This is a genomic window from Bacterioplanes sanyensis (assembly GCF_014652515.1).
In the GTDB taxonomy this organism is placed as follows: Bacteria; Pseudomonadota; Gammaproteobacteria; order Pseudomonadales; family Oceanobacteraceae; genus Bacterioplanes; species Bacterioplanes sanyensis.
In genome coordinates this window covers 376,309-401,982 of the sequence record NZ_BMYY01000002.1, presented here as the reverse complement: position 1 = coordinate 401,982, position 25,674 = coordinate 376,309, and the positions used below count along the sequence as shown (strand labels likewise).

Sequence of the window (25,674 nt, the reverse complement as noted above, 5' to 3'; positions counted from 1 at the left end):
AACATCAAAGCCGGCTAGGAGCCGGCCAAGTGCGTATCAATGCGCCTATCAATGGGGCCTTGCTGACGAACTTCAAGCGCCGGCAAACAAGCGAGCAAAGAATAATTGTACCTTACCCCACATACGTCCGAAGAAGCCTGCTTCTTCCACCGTGGCCGAGGCCAGCAATGGACGCTGGGCTAACAGCTCGCCATCGCGGCTGATGGTCATGTTGCCAATCGCCTGACCTTGCTGCACCGGTGCTTCTAAAAACTCATCAAAGGTAATGTCGACATCCAAATCGCCCTCAGCACCACTGGGCAGGGTCAGATACAAATCATCTTCTAACACCAAGTCGATATTTTCACGTTGGCCTAACCAAACGCGCTGGCTCTGCAACACTTCACCGGCTTGGTAAAGCTTGTGGGTCTGATAGTAACGAAAGCCATAAGCCAGCAGCTTTTGGGTTTCACGGGCACGCGCTTCTTCGTTGCGAGTCCCCATCACTACAGCAATAAAGCGGGTGTTTTCATGCTTAGCCGACGCCGCCAGGCAGTAGCCGGCTTCTTCCGTGTGGCCGGTTTTTAAACCATCTACGGTGAAATGACTGCTTCGACGCCACAGCAGCTTATTGCGGTTAGGCTGGCGAATGTCGTTGTATTCATAATATTTCTCCGCATACAGGGAGTAATACTCGGGGTGATCCTTGATGATGTGGCGCGCCAATATCGCCATATCGCGAGCCGTGGAGTAGTGCCCTTCGACTGGCCAGCCAGTGGCGTTAAGAAAGTTGGTGTTGTTCATGCCAAAGGTCTTGGCGTATTGATTCATCCACTCGGCGTAGGCTTCTTCAGAGCCAGAGAAATACTCAGCTACAGCCACCGACGCATCGTTACCGGACTGCACGATAATGCCACGCAGCAAATCGATCAGTGGCACCTCGGTGCCCTCACGCACAAACATCTTAGAGCCGCCTTTGCGCCAGGCTTTCACACTGATGGGGATTTGTGTGTCTTCGCTGACGTTGCCCAGCTGCAACTCGTGCACGGCAATGTAGCTGGTCATCATCTTGGTCAAGCTGGCGGGCGGGCGGGGTTTATCTGCCTCGTGCTCTACCAGAATCTGACCGCTGTCGGCGTCCATCAATATGTAAGCATCGGCAGCCAGCTTGGGAGCAGCGGGCACAATCACACTGGCCAGTGCCGCATTAGAAAATAAAAAACACAGAACAATCAGAGGTAAGCGCAGCATAGTTCTACAAATTTGAGAAGAAAACGGGCCGATTGTAACACGCTGATCAGCGCTGTCAGTGTCAGGTCTGGTAAAGCGTGATGGGAGTGGCAACGACACTCCCATCTATACCAAAACTCAATCAGCCGCTTTGCGTACCAGAGAGACTTCGCGCGGCGGATGCAGCGTTAAAAACGGCTCTGCCTGAGCCAAAGTTTCATAGCTATGACGCAACCGGAAACTGTCATCCAAACGGCGCAAACACAAGGTTAAGCGCACGGTGAGCCAACGGTAGTCGGACTTGTCTTCGGTATGAATCACCACCGAAGCGTCGTTATCAAGAATCGCGCGACAAATCGGCTCCAGAGAATCGCCGATGTCACGGTTGCGGTCGCTGATCATGCCGCCATTGAGGTCGTATTTGGCCAGCGGTGGCCTGTCTTCCTCGGCTTGCTCCCACAGTTCCCGAGCTGACTCGACTTCTTCCGGCGCAGGCTCGGCTTCTGGCGCTGCTGTGCTGGCTTGAGTTTGCTGTGCAGCCAACCGCGCCGCTTGTTGCGCTTCAGCTCGGCGCTGGCGTTCTTCCTCTTCGCGTTTTTTGCGCTCAGCCATCAAGCGTTGCTTTTCTGCCTCGGCCTCACGCCGCGCTTGCTCTAGTCGCCGCTGGCGTTCGCGTTCCAACCGGGCGCGCTCTTCAGCCGCAGCGGCGGCAATGCGGCGCTGACGTTCGGCTTCTGCCGCCTGATCTTTTTTTTGTGCCTGTTTTTTGTCTTTTTGTGCCACTTGCTGCGTGGTGGACGCCAGTTGATCCAGCCGCGCTTGTGCCTGCTCTAAGCCGGGCGTCAAGGACGCTACTTGCCACACACGCTGCAAATACAGGTTTGCCTTATCAATATCGCCGTTGTCCATGGCCTCATCGGCTAAGCGCAAATAGGCGTCGCCCCACTGATACATCAACGGAATGACGCGATAGTCGAACGGCGCCTGTTCACGAAACGCATCAATGCGTTCTAGGGCGTTATTTCCGGCAGGTGTCGACAGCCGATTGGCAGCGATGTCGGTTTTAATTTGCTGCAGCAGCACATCCAGATCGGCGGCCTGCGCAGCGCTGCCCAAGAGCAGGGCCAGAACAAATGTGGTGAATTTCATAAAAGCAGCGTCTTTTATTATCGTTTTCATGGTGGGTGACTACCGGTAAGATGAAAACATTAGCTGGACGATGTCAAGCATCGGACAGCTTCCGCCAACCTGATCTCGCCCGGAGTGATTTATGTTGCGCATTGGCGCTTTGTTATTTGCCTTGCCCGGCATTCTGCTATTAACCCTGTATGGTTTGGAAATGTCAGCCCTTAATGACTGTAAAGAGCTGGGCCAAAGTCTCGATTTCAACAGCGGCCAGTGCAGCAGTGCCGAGCAACAATACAGCAGCTATTACCAGCGTCACGCTTTGTTTGTAAACCTGATGATGCTGGCCTCGCTCATTGGTGCCTTGATGATGACCTGGGGCATGATGGTGAAAGGCATGACCCGGCCCAAGCACTAGGGCACCTCTTAACCCCCAGAGGCCCCGATAGAGGCTAGCCGCAACAGCGCTTGAACTTGCGACCACTGCCACAGGGGCAAGGGTCGTTACGGCCGATGGCCCATTCGCTCCAGTGCGCATCGCCATCTAGGTAATACCAATGACCCTGCTCGCACACAAAATTCGAGCGCTCACGTAATTGCTGAAAGCGGCCAGCGGCGCGAAAACGCGCACAAAAACTCACCTGCGCCCGCTCGCCCTGCTCGGCTGCCTGTTCAATTGTCAAACCTAGCCACTCGCAGTCCGCATCTAAATCGAGCTGCGCTGGCCGCGTTGATGCATGCCAGCTGCGCAGTAAGTATGCCGACAACTGCAGCGCAAAGGCGCTGTAGCGTGAGCGCATCAAGGCAGCGGCGGTGGCCGCTGGTTGGCCGTCATGCAATGGCTGGCAGCAGTGGCTATAGCGTTGCCCGGACTGACATGGGCACGCCGTCATTGAACATCGCCCTGACGCACCTGAGCCATTAACTGGCCAATGGCCTCAGATAAACGCGCGCTACGCTGGGGGCTGCGAAACGCCGTTAACACATGCTCGCGCTTGCCCGGCAACGTCATTAAATCCGATACCAGCGGCATAAACGCTTGCCCCTGCTCATCGGTTTGCGCCAAGCACTCCAAATACTGCAGCAAGGTATCGCCCTCCAGGTCGTGCCAGCAGCGACTGGCAACCGAGGCCATTACCTCAATGTCGGTGGCCGCAGGGTGCGCCAAAATCGCCTGCAGTAATGCACGGCGCTGATCGAGGTTAATGCTTTGACTCAAGCCGCGCGCAAAGGCGGCTAAATCGGCAGCGCTGGCGTTGTTTTTAACCACCTCGGCTAAGCGGTCGTTGATGGCTAGGGTCAACTCATGGCTAGGAATGGTGTTCTCTAAAAAGCCCAACACCACATTGCGCGGCACCGCCGGCATGTGCGCCATGGCATCACGGAGCAACGCCTGATTGCCTTCTTCTTCCATGCGCGCCACCACTTCCGCCAAGCCTTGCAGACCGACGCCCTGCCAGTTATCCCAGCCGGTATCCCCACTTAGATAAGCGCGAGCCGTGGTGTAATACTGACTGCCGGGTTGCTGCAGCAGCTTCGCCGCTAAGGCATGAAAATACGCCATGCGATTGGCGTCTGGCTTGTAAGCGCAAGGCGCCTCGCCGTGCTCTTTATCCGGTGCCTCCACCACCCGCAGCCAATGCTGTAAAAAAGCATCGCGTGGGCCGGGTTGCAGCAAATTTTGCTCATCTAACGGCAACTTTAAAAACCAGATATTGTGCTTGCCGGGCTGCTCAGGCTGCCAGCTAAGAATGCCAAGCCAAGCATGGCGCAAATAAGGTGTGGGATGCGGCCTAGCAAGCTGTTCGAACTCGGCAAAATCTTGCTGGCTGAGCTGGCTAATGCGCCGCCCCATGTCAAAAATCCGTACTTGCGCAGCGGTTTGCGCTAGCAACTGGGAAATGGTCACACCGTCACCTGTCGATCATGAAGTTGCGCGCATGTTACCAGAAGCCCACCTTTAAATGCGCGCCCTCTACCGCAGCTCCGGCTTCGCTGGTTATCATGGCAGCTGAGCAAGGTGAACTAGCGAGTCAAATATGATTTTAGTGTTAGCGTTATTGGCAGGACTGATTATTGGTGGCGGTATCGTCGGCTATGTTCTGAGTCAGCGATGGCAGCAGCAGGTGCAAGAAGCTGAGCGCAGCTTGCAAGACATTGCCGATCAGTATCAGGCGCTGGAGCAGCAGAAAAAAGACGACCGCCAACGCATCGCTGACCTTGAGTATCAGTTGGGCGAGGCTAAGAAAGACTTGCGCGCCGCACAAACGCGCCAGTCATAAGCGCATGCGCTGTGCCACCCACAGCGCCACGATGGTCATCAGAGCGACCAGCCCCCACAACCAGGGGCCGTTCAGGGTCAGCATTTGGCCCAGCAGCAAAGGTGGCAGCAAATACACGGCGCTCCAGGCTGGCGATGACCAAGCGTTAACCCACAAAAAACTGCGCCAAGGCATGCTCAAAGCCGCCGCCAGCGCCGGTATCAATGGCCTAAGTGGCCCGACAAAGCGCCCCAGAGCAATGCTCCAAACGCCGTAGCGGCGGAAAAACGCTCGCCCTTGCTGCAACTGCTGTGGCCTATGGCGCAACCAGGGCCAATGATCAATGCGATGCCCAGCCCAAGCCCCTACCGCAAAACTGATGGTATCGCCCACAAAAGCACCCACAGCGCCCGCCAACCACCACTGCCAGGGTGAAATGCCGGCCTCTGCCGCCAGCAGCGACAAACCTAACAGCAGCGCCACACCCGGCACCAGCAGCCCCACCAACACCAAAGATTCCAGCGCTGCCACCATGGCTAATACCAGCAATAGCCAAACCGGCGAGGTAGCCGCCAGCCATTGGTTGAGCCATTCGTGCATATCCGCCATTCATTGAGCCTTTTAACAACGCTGGAGCCGAGCAGGTGAACACGCTATTCTGCCGCCATCGACAACAATAACAACGACTCTAAACATGACTGCCACCGATACCTCCCGCATTAGCATCAGTGCCCATTACACCGGCATGGTGTGGCTACGCCACGGTTTATCTGCCAGCGCCTTTGCCACCCCCATGGGGCGCATTGCCTACGCCGCGTTGGCCCCCATCAATGCCCTACTGAAGCGCTTGGCCGGTGCCAATATTGATGTGTTTTTACTGCAGCGTCACCAAGTGATCGATGCCCAACTGAGTGAGTTGATCGAACAGCACGGCGTCACTCAGGTGGTCGAGCTGGCTGCCGGGTTGTCACCGCGTGGTTTTCGCCTGTGTCAACGCTACCCGCACCTGCGTTACATCGAAACCGATTTGCCCGCCATGGCCAAGCGCAAGCAAGTGTTGCTGCAACAATTGGAAAGTTGCGAACAACATCAGGTGCGCAGCTGCAACATTTTGCACAGCGAGGGCGAGGACAGCATCGAAGCGATTCTCGCCAGCTTGGATGCCAGCCAACCGACCATCGTTATCAGCGAGGGGCTGGTCAATTACTTTCCCCTGGCGCAGATTCGCAGCGTTTGGGCACGCATTGCACAGGGGTTACAGCGCTTTCCTCAAGGGCATTATGTAACCGACTTGTACCCAGACTTGGTCGAGCACCCGTCCTATCGCTACGTCAAATTGGCGCAGCGCTTGGTGGGCTTTTTTACCCGTGGCGACTGGCCGCTGCATTACCGCAGCAGCGCCGCGATTGAGCAAGGTTTTAGCGAAGATGGCTTCAGCCAGGTGCAAGTGATAGACCCGGCCGATTGCTACGGCAAAATCGCCATTCCACAAGTGAATACCCCCACCATGGTGCGCATTATTCGCGCTAAGGCCTGAGCTTTATTGTTGAAACGCCGCCAGCTGCAAACTGGCGCGACGCTGCTGGCGCAGTTTGGCCAGCAAGCGTTTTTGCATGGCTTCGGCGCTTTCTTGTTGTTGCCAGCTAACCGCCGCCGCACTGATGTTTATTTCCGCAAAGGGCTTCCAGGTGCGTTGCTGTAATACACGCTTTATTCGCTCCATCAGCACAATGGCGCCATCCTCGGGGCAGTTAGGCAACAGCAACACAAACAGCGCTTGATCAAGGCGAAAAATATCATCGCCGGCTCGAATTTGTTGGCGTGCTGCTTCGGCAAAATGCGGCAAAAACTGCAGCACCGCGGCGCGACCGTGAATGTCCAGCCATTGGCTCCAGTCATCCAGCTCCAGTGCAATCAAGCTAACGGGTTGTCCATGAGTGCCCGCACGCGCCAACTCTCGCCCTAACACGGGCTGAAAGTGGCGGTGGTTATAGACGCCTGAACATGGGTCTGTCAGCGATAAACGCTTTAATGCCCGCGACTTCATCTGGGTCAAATAAGCAAAGCACCAAGCCGAGCCCAGCAATAGCGCATAATTGGTACCGGTGCGAATGCCCGTTGCGGTATCGCTGCCAGACCAGATCATCGCCGTCATCAGCGCGCCCATCAATAAATTAAACCAAGTGGCGTGCCACATCGGCAGACAAAAATAACTGAACAATGGCAAAGCGTAGAGGTAGTGCAACATCAGTTGCGGATAGGTGGGTAGCCGATACAGCGCCAAGGCCGACAGCACCAACACCAAGGCATAATTCACCCACGGATGGCCGTCGCGATCACGATTGATGTAAACAAAGATGGCACTGAACAAAAACGCCGGAATGGCAATGGCGTTGGTCAATACCAATGAATACAAGCCTTGGCGATATTGGTCGATGAGCAAACCAATAATCGCCACCGCTGCCAATGTGTAGACCAGCGCCTGCAAACGTGGCAGCAGCTGCTCCTGCGACCAGTCGATTTTCATGCCGCCTCCTGCTGCAAACGCGCCAGCAAGCTGTCGGCATCGTCTTCGGGTTGGTAGGCCTGCATGTGCAGGACAATCGCTTCTTGACGCAAACGGCTGTCAGCCAGCGACTGTTTGATGGCCGCCAGTAGCTCGTTCGCTTCAGCAGGGGTGCTATCAGGCATCATGATGGTGAAGTTGTCATTGTGCATGCGGTAACAAGTATCGTAGTGGCGCAAGCAACGCTTGATACGTCGGCCTAAATACAGCAAATGCTGTTCATAGTCTTCAACCTTAAGGCTTTGCCAGCGATCTGGGGTGTTAACGGCGACCAACATTAACTGACAGCTCTGCCTATCAGCGCGCGTCATTTCTTTGTTTAAATCCAGTAATAACTGACGCTCGTTGTATACCTGTGTCAGAGAGTCGGTGTGAATCACCTGAGTTTGGCCACGGCCACTGTGCTCATTAATCAGCGCATACATCACAGAAAAAACGTAGCAAGCGGCGTAGGTAAAGAGAATCTGTAGGCGTAAGTAGGGATCAAACTGGCCCATCACCAATGCCACTAAGGCGATGCTGTAAACCAGCGTAATGTAGGTGGCGACGCGCAGCGAAAACAAAAAATAAGAATAAATGGGCACAAAATAAATCCAATGCACCACCTGACTGCTTTCCTGCATGCCAAACAGAGTAAAGACACACAGCATGCCCACCAATAGCCATTCTGGGTAAGGCGATGAACGCTTCTTGCGGCGCAGCAGCAAATAACCCGCATAAATCACCAGCGCCAGCGAAAACCCAGCGGCAACGGCAGCAAACACGTATTTGCTTTCCAATAAATCGAGCACGGCGATGATGCTCAGGCCCAGTGCTGCTAACAGGCAATAAATGATTTTGACTTGCAACACCACCAGGCTGTGTAGCTGTGTTTTTTCCATCCGAAGCCCTTCATTGTTATTGTCACAGGCTGGCGACTGCCTCGTGTATACTACCGCACTTTCGCACGATCCTCGCGGTCCACGCAGTCGCTGCAAACCAGGCCAGGCTGGCCATGGGAGTAAACCCTACGATTTCGCCACGGTTTCAGGTATTACGCATGAACATCAAAGACTATATGCACAGCTTAGGGCAGCAAGCCCGCGACGCATCCCGCGCCATGAATCGGGCCTCCAGTGCCGACAAAAATCGCGCTTTACTGGCCATTGCCGACGCCATTCAAACGGCACGACCGGAGTTGCACAGTGCCAATGCCGAAGATCTGCAGCGCGGCCGCGACAATGGCCTGGATGCCGCTTTGCTGGATCGCTTGGAGCTGACCGAAGCGCGCATCGATGCCATGCTTGAAGGCTTGCAGCAGGTCGCTGCACTGGCCGACCCAGTGGGCGAAATCACCGATCTCAACTACCGCCCCAGCGGCATTCAAGTGGGCAAAATGCGCGTACCTCTGGGGGTGATCGGCATCATTTATGAAAGCCGCCCCAACGTCACCATTGAAGCTGCCAGCTTGTGTTTGAAGTCCGGCAATGCCGCCATTTTGCGCGGTGGCTCCGAAGCCATCGCCTCTAATCAAGCGCTGGCCAAATGCATTCGCACTGGCCTAAAAGCCGCCGGCCTGCCCGACAGTGCCGTGCAAGTGGTCGAAACCACCGACCGCGCCGCCGTGGGCGAGCTGATCACCATGCCAGAGTTCGTCGACGTCATTGTGCCGCGCGGCGGCAAAGGCCTGATTGAGCGCATCAGCCGCGACGCTCAGGTGACCGTCATTAAGCACCTGGATGGCATTTGTCACGTTTACTTGGATGAGTTTGCCGACCCAGGCAAGGCGACCAACATTGCCATCAATGCCAAAACCCATCGCTATGGCACCTGCAACACCATGGAAACTCTGTTAGTGCACCAGAGCGTGGCACAGCGATTATTGCCCGACCTGGCCACGGCCTATCGAGCGCTCGATGTAGAGCTGCGCGGTTGCGAGCAAACTTGTCAGTTGATTGGCTCTGCTGTGCCTGCCAGTGACGAAGACTGGGATACCGAATACCTGGCACCGATTTTGTCGGTGCGTATTGTCGATAGCCTCGACAGCGCCATTGAGCACATTAACCGCCATGGCTCCCACCATACCGACAGCATTGTCACTGAGAATTACACCCTGGCGCGGCGCTTTTTGACTGAAGTCGATTCCAGCTCGGTCATGGTGAATGCGTCCACTCGCTTTGCTGATGGCTTTGAGTACGGGCTGGGCGCCGAGATTGGCATCTCCACCGATAAAATTCATGCTCGTGGCCCAGTGGGCCTGGAAGGTCTGACATCACAAAAATACGTAGTGCTGGGTAATGGCGAAATCCGCAAATAATTCCCCTCATTGGGCCTTACTGGGCGGCACCTTCGACCCTGTGCACATTGGTCATTTGCGCATTGCGGTGCAACTGCGCGATCTGGGCTTTGATCGCGTATTGCTGATTCCCAACCGCATTCCACCGCACCGGCCACAGCCACAAGCGGATGCGCAGCAGCGCTTAACCATGCTGGAGCTGGCCTGTGCTGAACTGGCGGGCATCGAAGCGTGCGACATCGAGCTGCAACGTGCCGAGTTAAGTTACAGCGCCATTACCGTGGCCGCTTTGCATGAGCGCCACCCAGAGGTGTCATTCACCTGGGTAATGGGGCAAGATGCTTGGCAGGGCTTTGAGCATTGGCATCAACCGCTGGCCCTATTGGAGCAAGCCAATTTGCTGGTGGTCAGCCGCCCAGGCCTGCAAAACACCAGCCATTGGCAGGAGCAGCAACTGGAGCAGCGCGAGTGCGATGTCGCCACTTTGCTGCGCACCAGTAGCGGTCATATCTGCCGTCACCACTGGCCAGAGCTCGATATCTCCGCCTCTTACTTGCGCCGCGCTATCAAGCAGGGCGAGAATGTCACCTTCTTGGTTCCGCCCAACGTGCTGAACTACCTTCATCAACAACAACTGTACCGATAACTTCTGAATGCAAACTGACGATATTAAAACACTGGTGTTCGACGCACTGGACGATATGAAGGCTCAAAACATCACCGTTCTCGATGTTCGTGGCCGCACCTCGGTCACCGACTGGATGATCATCGCCACCGGCACCTCAAATCGTCATGTGGCAGCTGTCATTGCCAATGTCGAAGAAAAAGCCAAAAAAGCCGGTCTAAAAATGAACGCTACCGAGGGACGTGCTGCATCGGACTGGGTACTGATCGACCTGATCGATGTTGTCGTGCACGTCATGACCGACCAGGCTCGCCATTTTTATGACCTTGAGCGCTTGTGGGGCGAACCCGAAAGCAACGAGGGCAGCCAGTCACAATGAAGCTGCGCTTGCTGGCCGTGGGCCAGAAGATGCCCAACTGGGTGGAACAAGGCTATCAAGAATACGCCAAGCGCCTGCCCTCGGACTGCGCTCTTGAGTTGGTTGAAATCGCTCCCGGCCAGCGCAGCAAATCCAGCAACATAGACAAAGCCATGCGCCAGGAAGCAGACGCTTTACGCAAAGCGCTGCGGCCCCAGGATCATGTTGTCACGCTGGAAGTGGCCGGCAAGCCCTGGAGTACCCCACAGTTAGCACAACAGCTGGAAGGCTGGCGCATGCAAGGTGGCGACGTTGCCATCCTCATTGGCGGCCCAGATGGCATGAGTGCGGACATACTGGCTCTGGCACGCCAGCGCTGGTCACTGTCTAACCTAACACTGCCGCACCCGCTGGTGCGGGTGTTGGTGGCCGAGCAGCTTTATCGTGCCTGGAGCATTCTCCAGGGGCACCCTTACCACAAATAAATGGACTGACGGCATGTGGGAATCAGCCTTCAGGGACAAATCGGCGGAAAAACGCCTGTTTCGCGCCCGGGCCATCACACTGGCAGTCATTATCATGGCGCTGCTGGGGATTCTTGCTTGGCGCATGGCGCATCTGCAGATTACCGAGCACGAAAAATACAAAGACCTATCGGAAAATAACCGCATTGCTCTGCGCCCAGTGGCGCCGACACGTGGCCTGATTTATGACCGCAATGGCGTCTTGTTGGCGGAAAACATTCCCTCCTACAGCCTGACGCTGGTACCCGAGCGGGTGAATGATCTCGAGCAAACCCTAGCCGAAGTGGATCGCTTAATCGGCTTAAGCGAGCGTGACCGGGAAAAGTTCGAGCAACGCTTAAACCTGCGTCGCAGCCCTTACGAACCCGTGGTGGTGCGCCACCGCCTCAATGAAGAAGAAATCGCCAGCATTTTGGTCAACCGCTTCTTTTTGCCAGGCATCGAGGTCGAAGCTCAACTGGTGCGTCATTACCCACTCGGCGATAGCTTTGCGCATGTGTTGGGTTATGTTGGCCGCATCAACGCCAAAGACCAAAGCCGCATTGAAAGTGACGAAGAACAAAAGCGGCGCTACAGCGCCACCCACCATATTGGCAAAATCGGTATTGAGCGCCGCTATGAAAACCTGCTCCATGGCGAAGTGGGTTATCAAAAGGTTGAAACCAACGCACGTGGTCGTGTGTTGCGCGTGCTAGAGCAGCAAGACCCAGTTCCAGGCCAAGATTTAACCTTGCATCTGGATGCTCGTCTGCAGCAACGGGCACAACAAGAAATGCAGGGCTTTCGCGGCGCCGCCGTGGCGATTGACGTGAATACCGGTGGTATTCTGGCGTTTTACAGTAATCCCGCCTTTGACCCTAACCTGTTTGTAACCGGCATTTCTTATAAAGACTACGGCGATCTCAGCAACGACCCCGACCAACCCCTGTTTGACCGCGCAGCGCGCGGCCAATACCCGCCGGCATCCACCCTGAAAGCCTTTGTGGGTCTGGCGATTTTAGAATCCGGCGTCGCTGACTGGGACACCACTATCAGTGATCCCGGCTGGTTCAAAATCGATAACTACGACCGCGTCTATCGCGATTGGAAACGCACCGGACATGGCACCGTAGACATGCACAAGGCCATGGTCGAATCCTGTGATACGTACTTCTATGAGTTGTCAGTGCGCATGGGCATTGACCACTTTTCGCCCTTTTTGGGCCAGTTTGGCTTTGGCCGTGACACGTCAGTAGACGTCATCAACGCCCTGCCTGGTCTACTGCCAGATCGTGAATGGAAGCGCCATCACCGCGGCAGCTTCTGGTTTGCCGGCGACACCGTCAACATGAGCATTGGCCAGGGCTTTATGAAAGCCACACCGCTGCAAATGGCGACCGCCACCGCCGTGTTAGCGGCTCATGGCCGCTGGCATTTGCCGCGCCTGCTGGCAGCCACCAATGGCGAGGCGTTTGTGCCCGAGCAGTCAGCACCGCCCGACATTAAACTCAAAGACCCACAACACTGGCAGCGCATGGCCAAGGCAATGGAAGACGTCATCATCGGCCCCCACGGCACCGGCTGGCGTCTACGTAAAACGCTTAAAGTCCCTATGGCGGGTAAAACCGGTACCGCCCAGGTGGTGGGCATTAAGCAAAATGAGGAATACGATTCTGAAGCATTAGCAGAGCGACTGCGTGACCATGCACTGTTCACCGCCTTTGCGCCCGTGGAGAATCCGCAAATCGCCGTCGCCGTGATTGTTGAAAATGGCGAATCTTCTGGCACCACCGCAGGCCCTGTGGCGCAGGCACTGATTAACCAGTACCTAGCAGAGGAGTCTAACTGATGGCGACTACGGATTTTCGTCGCAGCATCAGCAGTGGCTCGATGCAGGGCTTTCAACGCAGTCGACAGTTGTTTGCGCGTATCCACTTGGATTTACCGCTGCTATTGCTACTGCTATTGCTATGTGGTGGCGGCTTAACCATTTTATACAGTGCCAGTGGCCGTGACTGGGGCATGGTCATTCGCCAAGCCATTCATTTCGGTATCGGCTTGGTGTTGTTGGTCACTGCCGCCCAAATTCCACCGCGCTTATATCAGCGCATCGCACCTTGGGCGTTTGTCGCCGGGCTGGCCGCACTGGCAGCCGTCTTAGTCATGGGCGTGGGAGCCAAGGGCGCACAGCGCTGGCTGGCACTGCCGGGCTTGCCACGTTTTCAACCATCGGAGTTGGTAAAGCTCATTCTGCCGCTGACCGTTGCTTGGTACATGGCGCAAAGGCCGGTGCCGCCGCGCTTAATCGATCTGCTAAAAGCACTGGTACTGATTGCTCTGCCCACCGTGATGATTTTAAAACAGCCTGATTTAGGCACCGCCATTTTAATCAGCACTTCCGGCCTACTGGTGCTGTTTTTTGCCGGCATGTCTTGGTGGCTGATTAGCTCTATGGTGGCGATTGTCGCCGCTTGCGCACCGCTGATGTGGTTTTTCGTCATGCATGATTATCAAAAGCAGCGCGTCTTGACGTTTCTCAACCCGGAAAGTGACAAACTCGGCTCCGGCTGGAATATCATCCAATCCAAGACGGCCATTGGCAGTGGCGGCATCGATGGCAAAGGCTTTTTGCACGGCACCCAATCGCAGTTGGAGTTTTTACCGGAGAGCCATACCGATTTCATTATTGCGGTATTAGCAGAAGAATTGGGGCTGGCGGGCGTGCTGATTTTGCTCAGCCTGTATTGCCTGATCATTTTGCGTTGCTTGTATTTATCGACACGCTGCGACACTGTGTTTGCGCGATTGCTGTCTGGGTCGTTAGCCGTCACGTTTTTTATTTATGTGTTCGTGAACATCGGCATGGTCAGCGGCATTTTACCCGTGGTGGGGGTACCCTTACCTCTGGTGAGCTATGGCGGCACATCGGTGGTCAGCTTGATGCTGGCATTCGGTTTGCTGATGTCTATGGCCAGTCATCGACAACGCTAAGAAGGAAATCACAATGCGCATACTTGCGGCGGTTTTGGGTCTGACATTGCTGTCGAGCGGCACTCATGCCGCGTATGATCAACACCCAAAATTTGACCAGTTCAGCCAAGAATTAGAAGCAGAGTACGGCATCAAACCGGCGACAGCGCGGCACTGGTTAGCGCAGGCGGAGCGTATGGACTCGGTACTTGAGGCCATCTCTCGACCGGCTGAGCGACGTCTGGAGTGGCACGAATACCGCAAAATTTTTATTACCGATTCGCGCATTCGCCAAGGTAAAGAATTTCTACAAACCTACGCCAAAGAGCTGGCGGCTGCGGAACAAAAATACGGTGTCGATCGCCATGTGATCGCCGCTGTTATCGGTGTAGAAACCTATTACGGTCAACGCCAAGGTAGCTACCGAGTGCTCGACTCGCTGGCCACCCTAGCCTTCGACTACCCCAAGCGGCCACTGTTTTGGCGCGAGCTTAAGGCCTTTTTCGCCCTCGCTGAAAAAGAGCAAATTGACTTGGCCGAAGTCAAAGGCTCATACGCAGGTGCCATGGGCTATGGCCAGTTCATTCCCACCAGTTTTTTGAGTTATGCCGTTGACGCTGACCAAGATGGTAAGCGCGATTTGTGGAATAACCCAGCCGACGCCATTGAAAGTGTGGCCAATTATTTTAAACGCCACGGCTGGCGCGCTGGTGAGACCGTAACCTTGCCAGTCGAGTTAAGCCAACCAGCGCCAGAAAACATGATCAATGACCGCCTAAAACCCAAATGGACAGCCGGTGAGCTGCGCGCCGTCGGCGTCAAACTATCAGCTCAGGTGCCGGATAACGCCAGCGCCACACTGATTCAACTAGAGGCGGATTCCGGCACCGAATACTGGTTTGGTGGTCACAACTTTTATGTGATTACTCGCTACAACCACAGCCGCCTGTATGCCATGGCAGTTTACCAACTCAGTGAGGCTCTGCGCTAATGCCATGGCTGGTGGTTGTTTTGGTCTTGGCCATGCTCAGTGGCTGTGCCACCTCGCGCTACCAGCACAAGCATGACTTTACCCCGCCCAATAAAGCAGAGCTGGCGGCATTGCAGGAACCTATTCCAAGCGCCGAGCCCAAAAGCGTGCTCGGCAATCCGGCCAGCTATGTCGTACTGGGTCAGCGCTATGAGGTTATGCAGGAAGCATATCCATTTACTCAAGAGGGCATTGCCTCTTGGTACGGCATGAAGTTTCACGGCCACCAAACATCCAATGGCGAAATCTACGACGTCTACGCCTTTACTGCGGCTCATAAAACCCTACCATTACCCAGCTATGTGCGCGTGACTCGTTTAGACACAGGCGCCAGTGTGGTTGTGCGCGTGAACGACCGTGGCCCATTTCACGCTGATCGGATTATTGATCTGTCTTACGCCGCCGCCGTAAGGTTAAACATGCATGAGCAAGGTACAGCTCTGGTGCGGGTTGAAGTGTTAAAGCCCCCCAAGCCACACTCAGAACGCTGGTTGCAAGTCGCCGCCCTAGGCGATCAAAATGCTGCACAGCGACTTCAGCAGCGCCTTCAACAGCTATTGCAGCAACGTTGGCCGGTTATCGTCAGTCAACATCAACGTGTATCACAGCCTACCTTGCATCGTGTTAGAATCGGCCCAGTGAAAGAGGGAGAGGAACTGGCGCAACTGCAGCAGCTGCTGCGGAAAGAAAACATCGACGCCATTTTGTTAGCAGGACATCAATGATCAAGAACAATAAAAAAAAGGGGCCGCAGGGAGTCATCCTGGGCCCAGAGGCAAGGTACTCAGCGCAGAATCAAAACAATACTCCAACACCCCTGCGTTGGTGGTGGAGGCTAGCCCAAGCTAGCGATTATTCTCCAGTGCCGTGCTTACTGATGTCTTTTTTGACTGCCCAATACACGCCACCAAAAAATGCACAAGTCAGTCCGACAATAAGCAGACCTGATAAAACCACTTCATCCATAAACATAGCGCTTACCTCTCTGTCGATGTTGTCGAACTTGCCAACGGTCAGCGAACGCTGTGGCAACAACGACCGTCTGTGTATGGGTTCAACATAGCAAGCTAGGCATTAGGCAAATTGACATGTATCAAGGCCTTTCTTGGCCTGTATTCCCTCTCGTTCATGTGCTTGATGCAAATCAAATAGCCATATTACTAGTATGGAAACTGGCCCGTACCTTGCTGCCCAAGCAGCTGCTAACGTGTCAATGTGCGGTAAAAGTGGCAATTAACGAATAACAAGGCACACTTAGATGACGTATTCTTCGACTGTGGAAAGCAAATTATGATTCATGGGCTGTTTACCATGGCTGGCAAGCTGGTAACGGTTGCTATTGCATGTTGCTGGTGGCTGACGGTTCAAGCCGGCAATAACACAAGTGCGGACCACACAGGCAACCCGTTACAGCAACTACGGGTTGCCGTTGAGCAGGGGCAGTATCAGCTGGCGTATGCCACTGCCCAACAACAGCTGTTGCAGTACGAAGGCGACCCGTCATTTGATTTCTATTATGGTTTTAGTGCCGCTCAAACCGGCCATTATCAAGAGGCATTGTTTGTGTTCGAACGCTTGATCAGTGCCTATCCCGAGGTGATTCGCTACCGCTTGGAGTTAGCGCGCGCCCACTTCTACTTGGATAATTTAGATGGTGCCGAGCGTGAGTTTCGGCGTGCTCTGGCGGCCGAACCGCCGGCCAGTGTGGTGAGTGTTGTAGAGCAGTTTTTGCAACGTATCGAGCGTCGCAGAGAGCGACGTGAGCCGCAGTGGCAAGGTGGCGTGAGTTTGTCTGCAGGCTATGACAGCAACATCAATGCAGCGACGGATGAAGATCGTATTCAACTGTTAGATGGCCAGCTGACCGCCATTTTGAGTGAAGAGCAACGCGCCAATGACAGTGGTTTTTATCAGCTGCGCGGTCACGCTCAATACCTGCATCCATTAAGCCAGCGCAGCGGTATCGATTTGCGTTTGGGCGCTAGCCGCAAGGATAACGGTCTGAATAACGAATACGATTTAAACAGTGCCTACGCAGATTTGGGGTGGCGCGTGATGCGCAGCCAACATACTTTTGCGGTGTCTGCTAAGTACCGTCAATACCAACTGGGTGGCGAGGCCTATCAGAACGAATTGGGGGCCGAGTTTGACTGGACGACACCGCTGTCTGATCACTGGTCTTGGGCCACCACCACCAGCGTGCAGCAACAGAATAACCAGCGCAATAATGCCCTCGACTTAGTGCAAGCAGACCTTGAGCTGGGCTTAAACCACGCCACACGCCGCTTTAACCAGCAATGGCGCTTACAAGCCACAACAGATATCGGCGATGAGCAATCATTAGCGCGTAACAGCCTCGGTTTAAGTTGGAGCTTTCAATATGCCGTCAGCAGTGCCGCTCAGTGGTATGGCATGGCCTTATATCAACAACAACAGTTCCAGAATCCGCTGCCCAAAACCAACTTATTTGCCGCCGGTGTAACTCGTGAGGAACAGCTTTCCCAACTGGCCTTGGGCTACAGCCGTCAGTTAATTCCGGCGATGAGTGTCTTTTTTCAATTGAGCTGGGTGAATAGCAGCAGCAACGTCATGGTCTATGAGTACCAACGTTCGCTGTTCGAATCCGGCATAGCGCTGTCATTCTGACGCATACCTAGGAGGCAATCATGTTTATCAGAATGCACAGGTTCTTAATACTGCTACTCGCTTTGGGGTGGCTGCCTGCTCAAGCAGCCGAGCTGGCCGGCCGGGTCATCATGGTACGCGGTGAAGCCCAAGCTGTTTCAGCCAATGGAGAGATTCGCTCGCTGCAACGTCGCGATGCTGTTTATGTTACTGACACTTTGCGCACCGGCAGTGATAGCCGCGTACAGATACGTTTTGTCGACAACGCTCTGCTGGCACTAAAAGGCAACAGTGAACTGCGCATCAGCACCTACGAAATGAACGCCGAGCAAACGGGTGGCACCATCTTAATGGAGTTGGTGGAAGGCGGCTTTCGCACCCTGACGGGCAAGATTGGCAAAGGAGAGCAAAGTGATTACGAAGTACGCACGCCAGTGGCAAGTATCGGCATTCGTGGCACCTTGTACAGCCTGCTATGGCAACAACAGTCATTGATGGCGGGTGTTTGGGAAGGAGGGATTGCACTATCTTCGGACATTGGCCAGTTCGAACTGGGCTCAGGCGCCGACTTCAACTTCGCCGTGCTGGATGATTCAGGCTTCAGTGGTTTATTAAATCCGCCGTCGGCGTTGCAAGACCCTGCTCCACAGGCAGCTGCTGCGGCTTCTCGTCGCCCAACCCCAGTTAATGTAGAAGAGGATCAAGGCGGTACTGACGACAACCGCATGGCTGTGGCACCGGACAACTCAGCTGAAGTGACGGAGAATGCCATGGAAGATGCAGCCACCATTACCTTGGCAGACGTCAACGAACGGGACGAGGACGGCCGCAGTGATGCGCAAACAAGCGACACCAGCGGCAATGAAGATGACGCTACCACCGACACAGACTTGGACTCCCAGGCAAACGACGGTAGCGCCGATACACAGATCGATAGCCAAAGCAATGATGCAACCAGCTCGGATGAGAGCCTAGACACCGCTGATACGGGAACAGACGTCACTGCGACCAATAGCGCCCAAGCAGACTCAAACAGCGTGGATAAAACCTCTGTTCCAGCAATCGAAGATGACACCAATAATAATGACCTAGCGGCGACCGACAGCGAAGCCGCGACGCCAGTCACTGAGACCACCGGAAAAGAAGAGCCTGCACTCAACCCACTAGAGCGCGAGGAAGAAGCTGCCACTGAAGATCAGTTTGAAATCCGTGACGAAAACGACAACCCCGTCAATCCGGGTGATGATGTAACGCCGCCAGATCCGACGGATCCAAACGAACCAACCGATCCAACCGATCCAACCGAGCCAAATGATAACCTATCGCCCGATCCGCGCCTGAGTAATGAGGAATATGAAGTTCTACTCACCAATGGGTTTGTCGGTGCCGTTGGCTCACAAGGCGAACAACGCGGTGGTGTCGCTATCCCGCTAGGCGAGCAAGAGCCCGTATTTGTGATTCAATCAGGTGGCGAAGACGAGCGTCTAGGTGTGGTGCGCTATGACGGCAGCAGTGTTGTGCGCGAACAGCCGCTGCCTGGCGTTGAGTGGGGAATCTGGGCAGGTACCAGTGAACAACCGGTAAAATCATACCCTGATCCGAGCAACCCAGAGCAATTCGAGCCACGCGACGGCAAAGTATTGTGGATCACTGCTGAGCCGATCCGTGTCGCCGATATGGCTGGGCTTTATGGTACTGTCGATTATTCCGCCAGTGCAGCGGGAGCAGCCTTCCTTGGCTTTAATGACAAAGATCAGAGCCTTAACCGTGTCGATGGCCAGTTTACGGTTGATTTTGATACTGGCAGCGTCAGTAACGGCCAGTTGGCAGCTCTGTTTGGCGATGCCGACGTATGGAAAATTGAGTTTGCCGGCGACATCCGCATCGGCGAAGAAAATGCACCCGTCCTCAATGCCATTCTCAGTAACGGTGAGCGCAATGGCTTACTGATTGATTTGGAAGCCAGTGAGTTTGGTGGTGTGCTAGTGGCTCCCGATGCAGAAGCTTTTGGCGGTATGTTCTCCCTCCAAGACTTGGAAGGTGGTGACGCCAATGGCGTTGTGGTGTGGCCACTGCAAAACCGACGTTGATCGCTAATTTCGCCAAATAATACGAAAAAGGCACCGGTCAAAGGTGCCTTTTTTATTTGCTCTCATGCCGATAAACGCCATTCCATTGCGGTGCTGGCGGCTGTTGTTCGAGCACATCAATGCGCTGCAGGTATATCGCATACAACGCGCAGTCCGGATACTTTAATCGCAGCTGCTCAAAAGACGCACGCGCCTGCTGCCACTGTTGCTGCAAGTAATAATGGTAAGCCGTCTCTTGCAGCGCCAGTTGTTGCTGCCAGCTCTGATCCAGCTGACCGTGCAACGCCAATGGGCGGTACACACGAACCGCAGTTTCTTTGCCCTTCACTTGGATGCAGTCGATAAACTGATAGACATATTCAGAAGCCTGCAAGCAAGTGCTCTCGCTTACTAGGATAGGCACCTGATAAAACTTGGTAATACTTTCCAGCCGTGCGCCCAAGTTAACTGCGTCCCCTAGCACAGTGTAAGAACGGCGATAGGCCGATCCCATATCGCCAACATTCATGACCCCAGTGTGTAACCCGATACCAACACGAATGGCCGGTAACCCTTGTTGCTGAAAACGTCGGCTTAGCGCCTTAGTAACCGACTGCATGGCCAAGGCCGCTGCCACGGCCTTGCTGGCATGTCGTGGGTCCGCTAATGGCGCCCCCCAAAACGCCATTACCATGTCGCCCACATACTTATCGATGGTGCCATCGTGATCAAATATGACAGCAGTAATAGGGGTAAAATAGCGATTTAACAGCTTTTTCAGTTCACTGGCGCTGAGCTGCTCAGAGATACGGGTAAAGTCGCGAATATCGCTAAACAGTACGGTCAGTTCGCGGCTTTCGCCACCAAATCGATATTGCTGCGGATCATCCATCATCTGCTCGATGTGAGCCGGCGGCACGTATTGATCGAACATGCCACGCAGGCGCCGACGCGACACATACTCACGCCGAAAGCCATCCCCAAGGCTTAGCAACATCAAAGTTAAAATCAGAATCAAAGGGCTGGCTAAGCGTAAATCAAGGCGGCTGAAATACCACCAATAGTAGTTCAGCCCAACGACAACCACCAAGCAGCCGCCACTCAGTAACAGTGTGTAACCTGGGCTCAAACGTGGCAGCCATAACGACAACAGCAGACCTAGCAGCAGTAATTGCGCCCAAACCGCGCCTGCTTCCCATTCAGGCCGGTAGGGAAACTGCCCTCGCAACAGGCCATCTAGCAAATTGGCGTGCACCTCCACACCAGGGTACTGAGTCTGTAACGGCGTGGTTCGTAAATCTGCCAAGCCCTGTGCCGATGTGCCCACCATCACAATCGCACCGTCGACCTGATCGGCTACAGACTCATCATTAAGCACGCTCGTAGCTGAGATATAAGGAAAGCTGCGCGCCACTCCACGATACGGCACTATGACCTGACCTGCCGCATCGGTACGTATGCGCTGACCTGCAAGATTAATGTGGCGAATCGCCTGACTTTGGCCCACGGTTACAAGGTCAATGTCGACCTCCTCAATCAGCAGATAGCTCATCGCCGCTGCCAGTGCCAGAGAGGGGTACACATCCCCCTGATGCGCAATCAATAGTGGCGAACGCCGCACCACACCATCGCCATCGACAAAAGTGGTGACAAAGCCTGCCTGACCAGCCGCATACTGCAAACTAGCAATATTCGCGGCATAGCCGGGTTTGTTGATATGGATGATTTGCTGTCGCTGCTGGGGCGACCAGTGCGTCAGCGGTGGTGGCAACTCGCCATGCTGTAATACCTGGTCAAGGAAAAAAAAACCCAGCACCACATCCAGCGGTTGCAAACTGGCGGCAAACTGCTGATCCGCATCTATAACCATCCGCCAACTGGGCGGGTCAAACGGTAAGCCCTGCTCACGGGCCCGTGCTATCACTTCATCTAACGGGTTGCGCTCAGCCTCAGAAAACACCACATCATATACGACCACCACAGCACCGGAAGCAGCTAACTTACGGGTGAGTCGCCCCATTACTTGACGACTCCAAGGCCAGCGACCTTCGCGTGCTAACGAGGTTTCATCGATATCAACGATGACAATACGATGTTCACCCAAGTCAGATCGAGGCGCTCCCAACAGCTGAAAGCGTAAATCAAACAATAAGTAGTCCAGTCGATTGAGCCATCGCGCATCAGTGTCACCGGAGCGCGTGAAGGCAGCCATCATTAACATGGTCACCAACAAGCCAACTAATACAGACCAGACATAGTAGCGCCATCGTTTGGCCATGCAGACCTCTGCGTCTTTCCATATGACTGCAGTCTAGTGCAGCACAATGCACCACCAGATTGCGCAGCCACCAAAAACGCGCCGATCTGGCGCTATGCAGAAACGACCTGGCCACGATAAACACGCTGTGTACGCCTTGCAGTGCGCGGCCTGTCGTCTACTAACTGGGCACTACCACGGTAAAGGCGAGGCTCATGCGTAATTGCAGGGTCAGGTTCACGGGTTGGTAGAAAATCTTCGATCAGGGCTAGCAACTCAGCACTGACGCCGCTGCTAACCAGAGTGCGCAAGTCGTTTTCCAGTGTTTTTGAGTCAAAATGCACCTCGGCTCCCTGCTCCTCTTTAGCTAAACGCTTAATTTTCTGTAGCAAGGTCAGGTTTTGACGATTGAACTCCATACTGTGCTCCCCTAGTCATGGCCATTATTGGGGAGCTGCAATCCTCATACCACAGACTGAACTCGGTTCTGAGGGCCGCTAGCCGGTTGCATCACTGCTAACAGATAGTGCTCAAACTGCTCTGCAATCGCCGCCCAGTCAGCCGCCTCGGCGGCAACACGTGCGTTGCGACCTTGTTGCACACAGTCACCGGCGAGCAGTCGTTCGCACGCGCGTTGAAAGGAAGCCTCGGTGTCATCATCCGCCAGCTCACCGTTATGCCCCGAGCGAACAAACTGACGAGCAGCCGCATGGCAATAAGCCGCCACGGGCAAACCGCTGGCCATGGCCTCCAAGGTGACCAGACCAAAGGTCTCTGTCAGGCTGGGAAACACCAACGCATCAGCACTGGCATAATGACGCGCCAAGGCATCTCCGGTCAGTACGCCAGTAAAAACAATATCGGGATGTTGCCGCTGCAGACTGGCGCGCAAAGGCCCATCGCCCACCATGACCAACCGCAGTCCCGCATGTACTTGCCGTAATTGCTGATAAGTCCGTATCGCAACTGGAATATTTTTCTCGCCAGCAATACGCCCCACATATAGCAGCACGGGCCCTGCGCCCCAGCTCTGACGCAATTGAGTGCAGCGTTTAGAGGGATGGAAGTGACGGCCATCAACGCCATGGAGTAATACAGCCACACGTTTGATGCCAACCTCATGAAGCGCCAGCGCACTGTCTTCCGACGGTACTAGCGTCAACCGAGTTTGATTGTGGAAATATCGCAGCCACGCCACGGTTGCACGCCGAATCCAGCCTAGACCGTAGTAGTCACCGTAACGATGAAAGTTGGTATGAAAAGCACTAACCACAGGTACTCCCAAGCGTCGCGCTGCACGCAAGGCACTCATACCCAATGGCCCTTCTGTAGCGATGTAAACAACATCTGGTAACCAGGATTGCCAACGCTGTATTAGCCAATGACGACGCGGTAAGCCCAGTTGTAAATCCGGGTACATGGGGATACGCATACCACGACACCAGTACTCAGGCCAGCGAGGCTGCCAAGCCTGACGCGGCTGCGGTCGGTAGATGCGAATATCAAAGCGTTGGGGATCCAAATTCACTAACAGCTGATGCAATGAATTGGCGACACCATTGATATCTGGGAGGTAGGTTTCCGTTACGATGGCTAAACGAGTGACAGACATAGCGAACCGTCAGATCAGAGAAAACCCAAGTCTGACAGCTCGCTGATGACACTATGATGACTGCGCCAGCGCCTCTAACTTGGCTAATCGATAGCGAAGCTGGCGCGGCGTTAGCCCCAGCACTCTAGCAGCCATGGTCTTATTGCCGTTACAACGTTCAATGGCATGGCGAATGTCATCGATTTCATTCTCCTGCACACGTTGGTAGGGCCGCGCATACAAGGTTGTAAAGTTCGGCACCACTTGGGTGGCCATTAAATTCGCCATTTGTGCGGCGAAATAGCGAATGCTGCAATGATCCACACTACCGCGAACATGGCGCACATCCATCACCAACACCGCCAGCACCGTATGGCGTAAACACACAGGCACCAACAAACAGCGGTGCTGAGCAGATAGGGTATGAATGCCAGGCTCAAATACATCGGGACGCTCTTGGCCATCACGAATAGAAAGCCACTCTCCAGACTCAAACTGGCGACAAAGAGCGTGTTGGACAGCAAAGCTGTAGACCCCATTGACGACACCGGTAGTGCAATAACGGGCTTTAAAGCGACGGCTAGCTTCAGGTACGGCGACAGACACATTATTAAGCTGACAGTGCTGTGCCAACAATTGCAGCAACTGCTGTAAGCATTCATCTTCTTGGCCGCGTTGCTCAAGAATGTCGGTGACCGCAGCCATCCAGCCCGGCACTGCTTCTGGCGTGGGCTGGGCAGATGGGCGGTAGTCGTTTATATCGGCGATTTTATACATGGCGGGTTCCTCCTCACTGTGTATTGGCAAGGAGCGTACCAACCGAGAAAACGCGCAACGACGGTGAAAATCACCGCCGTTGCATCGATTTATGCGCTGTTTTTTAGCACTTGATTGCCTTTAGGAACCAAGACAGTGCATCAAGCGATGCTTGGATCCTCTGGCGGTAGGAAGGTCTCTTTTAACCAGTGCGCATACGAGCGACAGACATCCTGACAGGTCAATATGCCAGCCATGCGTCCACTGCGCATCACCAGCATGGCGTCCACGCCATGTTCCGCCATTTGCTCTAACACCACATCAAGACGGGTATGCAGCTCGACACTGTCGAACTGGCGACACAAGTCACCGGCATTCAGCTCAGTCAACTCAGCGCTGCTGCGGCCAGGCTGACGAGCCAGTTCAATTTCCCGAATACTAAGAACGCCTATCGGTTCATGACCTCTTAGCACAGGTAAATGATGACACTGATGCTCGTCCATTAACGCGGCTGCGCTGGCGAGGGTATCTTGCTCATCAATGTGCACAGGGAAGGCGGTCATGACTTCCGTAAGTGTTGGCATATGACGCATGATCACACTCCGATCCTAGCCAAGGTATCCATAACCTGACGCAACGCCTCAGCCAACGCCGGGTGATCCTGCTCAAACTCCACGACCTGCTGATTGATCCGCTCGCTCAAATCAGCATCGGCGGCACCGGTCTGCTCAATGTCCTGCGCCACCTTGCGCACCCACTCACGATCTTCGTCCGTCAGCTGGGGTTGCTGCTGCAGGGTTTGATGCAATTGTTGTAGTTGCTGCTTCAAGCTTTCTTGACTCATGCTGTATCTCCTTTTGCTGAGCGTCAGTGTACGACGACAGCAGGTGACAGGCTACGGCATAGATCAGTAAAGCGCTTGGAAACGAAACATCATTCCCAGCTGCTGGCTAAAGCGTTGCATGGCGCGTTGATTGGCCGTATCGCCAAGATACAGCAACGTCGAATGGCGATAACGGCTGTGATCGACAGGGGTGGCAGCCAATAACCTAAAACTGTGAACAACCGCCGCATGACTGGCCGCTACCGGTGCTAAACAGCCTGGTTGAAAGCGTGGATCGGTCAAAAAGCGCGCCAGTAACGCAGCATTATGACTGGCACTGAGCCTAGGGTTAATAAAAAACAGGTAGAGTGGCCCAACTTGGCTCCGCTCATGCCGCGCCAGCACCAAGTCAGCCACAGGTACTGCATCACGAATCAGCTCTTGCACTTGCGGCGTAAACCCAGTGAGCGCTTCGCTATCATCAGGTAAGTTGCCGATATACACCCGACGGCCAGCAGAGCCCGTAAGGGATTCGGGTACGGCCACCAAATTTAAGGCGGGGATAGCTGTGTCGGACCGATATGCATGCAAGCCCATAGCCACTCCTTATCTGTGTGCTTATTGTTGTTGG

The 25,674-nt window shown here is 54.5% G+C and carries 28 protein-coding genes; 13 read left to right on the top strand and 15 right to left on the bottom strand.

Translation table 11 applies throughout. The features are described 5' to 3' along the window. Nucleotides 1-72: 72 nt before the first annotated feature. Together IE090_RS04930 and IE090_RS04925 are read right to left on the bottom strand one after the other, a co-directional pair. Nucleotides 73-1,230: a D-alanyl-D-alanine carboxypeptidase family protein gene (locus IE090_RS04930; RefSeq protein WP_189387233.1), complete on the bottom strand. Its 1,158-nt coding sequence runs from the start codon at nt 1,228-1,230 to the stop codon at nt 73-75. Between the two features lie 117 nt (nt 1,231-1,347). Beyond that, the gene (locus IE090_RS04925; protein WP_189387232.1) at nt 1,348-2,358 is read right to left on the bottom strand and encodes a hypothetical protein; all 1,011 of its coding nucleotides are present in this window, start codon (nt 2,356-2,358) and stop codon (nt 1,348-1,350) included. Nucleotides 2,359-2,479: 121 nt separating this feature from the next. On the opposite strand from IE090_RS04925, the gene IE090_RS04920 reads away from it, so the two are divergent. Beyond that, entirely contained in the window at nt 2,480-2,752 is a 273-nt protein-coding gene (locus IE090_RS04920; RefSeq protein WP_189387231.1) for a hypothetical protein, read from the top strand. 34 nt (nt 2,753-2,786) lie between these two features. On the opposite strand, the gene IE090_RS04915 is transcribed toward IE090_RS04920, so the two are convergent. Next, the gene (locus tag IE090_RS04915; protein WP_189387230.1) at nt 2,787-3,227 is read right to left on the bottom strand and encodes a YchJ family protein; all 441 of its coding nucleotides are present in this window, start codon (nt 3,225-3,227) and stop codon (nt 2,787-2,789) included. Beyond that, nucleotides 3,224-4,243, bottom strand: a complete 1,020-nt coding sequence (locus IE090_RS04910; protein ID WP_189387229.1) for a DUF3549 family protein — start codon at nt 4,241-4,243, stop codon at nt 3,224-3,226. Before IE090_RS04910 ends, IE090_RS04915 begins: the two co-directional genes overlap by 4 nt. Before the next feature lie 130 nt (nt 4,244-4,373). Here IE090_RS04910 and IE090_RS04905 point away from each other — a divergent pair, with 130 nt between their 5' ends. Further along, a complete protein-coding gene (locus tag IE090_RS04905; protein ID WP_189387228.1) occupies nt 4,374-4,616 on the top strand; it encodes a hypothetical protein in 243 nt (80 codons plus the stop codon). On the opposite strand, the gene IE090_RS04900 is transcribed toward IE090_RS04905, so the two are convergent. Beyond that, on the bottom strand, nt 4,611-5,195 hold the full coding sequence (locus tag IE090_RS04900; protein ID WP_189387227.1) for a DedA family protein: 585 nt from the start codon (nt 5,193-5,195) through the stop codon (nt 4,611-4,613). The two genes, IE090_RS04905 and IE090_RS04900, sit on opposite strands and share 6 nt — an antisense overlap. Before the next feature lie 94 nt (nt 5,196-5,289). On the opposite strand from IE090_RS04900, the gene IE090_RS04895 reads away from it, so the two are divergent. Next, nucleotides 5,290-6,132 carry a class I SAM-dependent methyltransferase gene (locus tag IE090_RS04895; RefSeq protein ID WP_189387226.1) on the top strand — a complete coding sequence of 281 codons (843 nt, stop codon included), beginning with the start codon at nt 5,290-5,292 and terminating at the stop codon, nt 6,130-6,132. 3 nt (nt 6,133-6,135) lie between these two features. Here IE090_RS04895 and IE090_RS04890 read toward each other — a convergent pair whose 3' ends face one another. After that, nucleotides 6,136-7,122, bottom strand: a complete 987-nt coding sequence (locus IE090_RS04890) for a GGDEF domain-containing protein (protein ID WP_189387225.1) — start codon at nt 7,120-7,122, stop codon at nt 6,136-6,138. Continuing rightward, the gene (locus tag IE090_RS04885) at nt 7,119-8,042 is read right to left on the bottom strand and encodes a GGDEF domain-containing protein (RefSeq protein ID WP_189387224.1); all 924 of its coding nucleotides are present in this window, start codon (nt 8,040-8,042) and stop codon (nt 7,119-7,121) included. The genes IE090_RS04890 and IE090_RS04885 overlap by 4 nt, the downstream gene beginning before the upstream one ends. Nucleotides 8,043-8,200: 158 nt before the next feature. Between IE090_RS04885 and IE090_RS04880 the strand changes: the two genes are divergently transcribed. Genes IE090_RS04880 through IE090_RS04845 form a run of 8 tightly spaced genes read left to right on the top strand, consistent with a single transcriptional unit; the run spans nt 8,201 to nt 15,647 of the window. Continuing rightward, nucleotides 8,201-9,457: a glutamate-5-semialdehyde dehydrogenase gene (locus IE090_RS04880; protein WP_189387223.1), complete on the top strand. Its 1,257-nt coding sequence runs from the start codon at nt 8,201-8,203 to the stop codon at nt 9,455-9,457. Beyond that, a complete protein-coding gene (gene nadD / locus IE090_RS04875; protein WP_189387222.1) occupies nt 9,438-10,082 on the top strand; it encodes a nicotinate-nucleotide adenylyltransferase in 645 nt (214 codons plus the stop codon). Before IE090_RS04880 ends, nadD begins: the two co-directional genes overlap by 20 nt. A 7-nt stretch (nt 10,083-10,089) precedes the next feature. Continuing rightward, nucleotides 10,090-10,440, top strand: a complete 351-nt coding sequence (rsfS, locus tag IE090_RS04870; protein WP_189387221.1) for a ribosome silencing factor — start codon at nt 10,090-10,092, stop codon at nt 10,438-10,440. Beyond that, the gene (rlmH, locus tag IE090_RS04865; RefSeq protein ID WP_189387220.1) at nt 10,437-10,904 is read left to right on the top strand and encodes a 23S rRNA (pseudouridine(1915)-N(3))-methyltransferase RlmH; all 468 of its coding nucleotides are present in this window, start codon (nt 10,437-10,439) and stop codon (nt 10,902-10,904) included. Before rsfS ends, rlmH begins: the two co-directional genes overlap by 4 nt. Before the next feature lie 13 nt (nt 10,905-10,917). After that, nucleotides 10,918-12,771 (top strand): penicillin-binding protein 2, encoded by a 1,854-nt coding sequence (gene mrdA, locus IE090_RS04860; RefSeq protein WP_189387219.1) that lies wholly within the window; start codon nt 10,918-10,920, stop codon nt 12,769-12,771. Then, nucleotides 12,771-13,913 carry a rod shape-determining protein RodA gene (gene rodA / locus IE090_RS04855; protein WP_189387218.1) on the top strand — a complete coding sequence of 381 codons (1,143 nt, stop codon included), beginning with the start codon at nt 12,771-12,773 and terminating at the stop codon, nt 13,911-13,913. The genes mrdA and rodA overlap by 1 nt, the downstream gene beginning before the upstream one ends. A gap of 13 nt (nt 13,914-13,926) precedes the next feature. Further along, a complete protein-coding gene (gene mltB, locus IE090_RS04850) occupies nt 13,927-14,883 on the top strand; it encodes a lytic murein transglycosylase B (RefSeq protein WP_189387217.1) in 957 nt (318 codons plus the stop codon). Continuing rightward, a complete protein-coding gene (locus tag IE090_RS04845) occupies nt 14,883-15,647 on the top strand; it encodes a septal ring lytic transglycosylase RlpA family protein (protein WP_189387216.1) in 765 nt (254 codons plus the stop codon). Before mltB ends, IE090_RS04845 begins: the two co-directional genes overlap by 1 nt. 127 nt (nt 15,648-15,774) lie before the next feature. On the opposite strand, the gene ccoM is transcribed toward IE090_RS04845, so the two are convergent. Continuing rightward, entirely contained in the window at nt 15,775-15,894 is a 120-nt protein-coding gene (gene ccoM, locus IE090_RS17985) for a cytochrome c oxidase subunit CcoM (protein ID WP_308428487.1), read from the bottom strand. A gap of 318 nt (nt 15,895-16,212) precedes the next feature. Here ccoM and IE090_RS04840 point away from each other — a divergent pair, with 318 nt between their 5' ends. Both IE090_RS04840 and IE090_RS04835 read left to right on the top strand, forming a co-directional pair. Beyond that, nucleotides 16,213-17,568, top strand: coding sequence for a tetratricopeptide repeat protein (locus IE090_RS04840; RefSeq protein WP_189387215.1), 1,356 nt, complete (start codon nt 16,213-16,215; stop codon nt 17,566-17,568). 20 nt (nt 17,569-17,588) lie between these two features. Beyond that, nucleotides 17,589-19,637 (top strand): FecR family protein, encoded by a 2,049-nt coding sequence (locus tag IE090_RS04835; protein ID WP_189387214.1) that lies wholly within the window; start codon nt 17,589-17,591, stop codon nt 19,635-19,637. A 52-nt stretch (nt 19,638-19,689) separates the two neighbouring features. On the opposite strand, the gene IE090_RS04830 is transcribed toward IE090_RS04835, so the two are convergent. The 7 genes from IE090_RS04830 to IE090_RS04800 form a co-directional block, all read right to left on the bottom strand. Continuing rightward, nucleotides 19,690-21,894 carry a CHASE2 domain-containing protein gene (locus IE090_RS04830; protein WP_189387213.1) on the bottom strand — a complete coding sequence of 735 codons (2,205 nt, stop codon included), beginning with the start codon at nt 21,892-21,894 and terminating at the stop codon, nt 19,690-19,692. A gap of 92 nt (nt 21,895-21,986) precedes the next feature. Beyond that, nucleotides 21,987-22,292, bottom strand: coding sequence for a hypothetical protein (locus IE090_RS04825; protein ID WP_189387212.1), 306 nt, complete (start codon nt 22,290-22,292; stop codon nt 21,987-21,989). Nucleotides 22,293-22,336: 44 nt separating this feature from the next. Beyond that, entirely contained in the window at nt 22,337-23,485 is a 1,149-nt protein-coding gene (locus IE090_RS04820) for a glycosyltransferase family 4 protein (protein ID WP_189387211.1), read from the bottom strand. Nucleotides 23,486-23,536: 51 nt separating this feature from the next. After that, nucleotides 23,537-24,241 (bottom strand): helix-turn-helix domain-containing protein, encoded by a 705-nt coding sequence (locus tag IE090_RS04815; protein ID WP_189387210.1) that lies wholly within the window; start codon nt 24,239-24,241, stop codon nt 23,537-23,539. 140 nt (nt 24,242-24,381) lie between these two features. Further along, nucleotides 24,382-24,813, bottom strand: a complete 432-nt coding sequence (locus tag IE090_RS04810; protein ID WP_189387209.1) for a CBS domain-containing protein — start codon at nt 24,811-24,813, stop codon at nt 24,382-24,384. A gap of 2 nt (nt 24,814-24,815) precedes the next feature. Beyond that, nucleotides 24,816-25,064 (bottom strand): DUF4404 family protein, encoded by a 249-nt coding sequence (locus IE090_RS04805; RefSeq protein WP_189387208.1) that lies wholly within the window; start codon nt 25,062-25,064, stop codon nt 24,816-24,818. 63 nt (nt 25,065-25,127) lie between these two features. Further along, on the bottom strand, nt 25,128-25,640 hold the full coding sequence (locus IE090_RS04800; protein ID WP_189387207.1) for a hypothetical protein: 513 nt from the start codon (nt 25,638-25,640) through the stop codon (nt 25,128-25,130). Between the last annotated feature and the right edge of the window lie 34 nt (nt 25,641-25,674).